Annotated in this window: 1 protein-coding gene; it reads right to left on the bottom strand. The window is 33.9% G+C overall.

The window, feature by feature from the left end:
- Positions 1–37: 37 nt before the first annotated feature.
- Positions 38–1,200, bottom strand: a protein-coding gene (locus CZ490_RS00010; RefSeq protein ID WP_142255311.1) for an IS3 family transposase whose coding sequence is annotated in 2 segments (ribosomal slippage) — positions 38–927 and positions 927–1,200 — 1,164 coding nt in all. Because the reading frame shifts where the segments join, the coding sequence is not laid out codon by codon here.
- Positions 1,201–1,292 lie beyond the last annotated feature (92 nt).

Genomic DNA, 1,292 nt, shown 5'->3' with positions numbered 1-1,292 from the left:
TGAACTGACCCGCCAAAATGGGAATTAGAAAAAACACCTATGCTACCTGGCGTCCATATTCAATTGGAGCCAGGTAGTTTAATTTTGCCTGTATTCGTTTTTCGTTATAGTAATACATATATTGATTCACAATCTCAATTACTTTAATATTAGTGATAGAAGATCTTCTATGGTCTTTGAATCCTTCCGACTTTAGCGAGGAGTGAAAGGATTCAATTACGGCGTTATCATGGCAGTTTCCTTTACGGGACATGCTTGTGATAATGCCTTTTTCTTTTGCGAAATTTTGATATGCATAGGATGTATATACTGATCCTTGATCACTGTGCAATAGAACTTTTTTAGGTCTTCGCTTTTTTATGGCCTCTCTCAATGTACTCAATACAAAATTCGTATCTTGTACTGAACTTACCGTATAAGCGACTATCTCGTTATTATACAAATCCATTATTGTTGATACATAAAGCATAGAAGAGCCATATGGTAGGTATGTAATGTCAGTTACCCACTTTTCATTTGGTCTTTCTGCCTTAAAGTTCCGGTTAAGAATGTTGTCCACAATAATATTACTTTCGCCATTGATATGTTTCTGTCTTTTTACTTTAATCTGACATTGAAGATTGAACTTTTGCATTATAACTTGTACAGTCTTGCGATTAACCTTAATGTTATAACGCTGTTTTAGAAGAGCTTTAATTTTTCTATGTCCATAATGATATTTAGTCTCTTCGCAAAGGCCGATTATAAGCTTTTCTAATTTTTTTGGCCCTCGATTAATGTATTTCTTTTTCCAACGATAAAATGTAGATTTTGGTATTTCTAGAACACTGAGTATATCAATTACTTTATATCTTTTTGATAACTCCTCTACCAATTCAATAACTACTTGCGGAACCAGCTCCTTTCGAGTTCTTTGTACTTTTTTAAAATTTCAATTTGCATCTGAAGATGCTTATTTTTGTTGCGTTCTATTTCAAGTTCATCCTGGCTTCCTGGACCTTTTCCATAACTGTACTGTTTTCCAATAGGCTGTTCAAAACGATAGCTTTCACCATTACGATCCCAGCGCATCCATGTCTTTATTTGTGAGACATTCTTTATCCCCAATTCATTCATAATTTCTGAGTTTGTAAATCCATTCTTTTTCATTTCTACTGCTTTTACTTTAATCTCTGATGGATAATGTACCTTTTTCCCCATATAAAAACACCCTCCATAAAAATCGATTAGTTATTAACTAAATTCGATACAGGGGGTGTTTTTTCCTTGTCTCATTTTACTGGGTCACTCTA

Origin of the sequence: Litchfieldia sinesaloumensis (assembly GCF_900156865.1) — a bacterium.
Taxonomy (GTDB): domain Bacteria; phylum Bacillota; class Bacilli; order Bacillales; family Bacillaceae_L; genus Ferdinandcohnia; species Ferdinandcohnia sinesaloumensis.
This window is presented reverse-complemented; position numbering and strand designations above follow the sequence as displayed.